Source organism: Phocaeicola sp. HCN-40430, from assembly GCF_037890285.1.
Lineage (GTDB): Bacteria > Bacteroidota > Bacteroidia > Bacteroidales > Bacteroidaceae > Phocaeicola > Phocaeicola acetigenes.
This window is the reverse complement of the sequence record NZ_JBBKBS010000056.1, coordinates 1-1,069: the sequence shown is the minus strand read 5'-3', so window position 1 is coordinate 1,069 and position 1,069 is coordinate 1. Positions and strand designations below refer to the sequence as shown.

The window sequence follows — 1,069 nt, the reverse complement described above, 5'->3', positions numbered from 1 at the left end:
TCCTTTCTCAATCAGGAATTCGGCCAGATAAGAACCGTCCTGTCCGGTAATACCGGTAATCAAAGCTACTTTTCTCATTGTGTTTTTTTAGTTTTTAAGTTTTTAAGTTTTTGAGTTTTTGAGTTTTTAAGTTTTTAAGTTTTTAAGTTTTTAAGTTTTTAAGTTTTTGAGTTTTTAAGTTTTTAAGTTTTTAAGTTGGTTATGAATTCACAAACTCACAAACTCAAAAACTCACAAACTTATCGCCTTATATCTATACGCATACACCGCAATCACAACAAAGCATACCAGCGGAACGGTAAATCCTGCCGCCATGGAGCTGGTATCCGCGATGGCCCCCATCAGAATTGGAGCGATGGCCCCGCCCACAATCGACATGATGAGGAACGACGACGCCCTCTTGGTATCGCTTCCCGTCTTTCTCAGCGCCAGCGCAAAGATAGTAGGAAACATGATCGACTCGCACAGGAAACAGCACAGCAGCCCGTACCATCCCGCCTTTCCCGGCAGCAGAATCACGGCAGCCATACTTGCCACCGCCCCCACGGCACATGCCGTCAGCACCTTTTCCGCCCTTACCGAGCGCATCAGCCAGCTTCCTCCCATGCGTCCCGCCATGAAGAGTCCCATGCCCCCGAACGACAGCCATACCGACGCCTCGTGCGCCGAAATTCCCGCCGTTTCCGTGGCATAGTTGATGAAGAAACTGTTGATACCCGTCTGCGCCGCCACATACAGGAAGAGCGCCACCAGACCGAAGGTAAACGTACTTTCCTTCCACAGCCCTCTGTTTTCCGTGCTTTCCATCTGCATATCCGGGGCAGGAGAGTCCCCGATTTCCGGCAGCTTCACCCGTGCAAAGACCAGCGCCACCACCAGCACGATACACCCGATGATGGCATAGGGCGTACTCACGTCCCCGCCTCCCGCAAAGAGGAAGAATCCCCCCACGAGCGGTCCGCAAATCCATCCCAGTCCGTTGAACGACTGCGCCAGGTTCAGTCTCCGCTCACTCCCTTCCGGGTCTCCGAGCACCGTCACATACGGGTTCGCCGCCGTTTCCAGGCAA

Annotated in this window: 2 protein-coding genes; both read right to left on the bottom strand. The window is 52.0% G+C overall.

Features of this window, described 5'->3' with window-relative positions; all coding sequences use genetic code 11:
* A partial coding sequence (locus WKU26_RS12550) for a GDP-mannose 4,6-dehydratase (protein ID WP_340322296.1) occupies positions 1-78 on the bottom strand: 78 nt, incomplete at its 3' end.
* Positions 79-231: 153 nt separating this feature from the next.
* Positions 232-1,069, bottom strand: an 838-nt coding sequence (locus WKU26_RS12545; protein ID WP_340322295.1) for an MFS transporter, incomplete at its 5' end; no start/stop codon positions are given.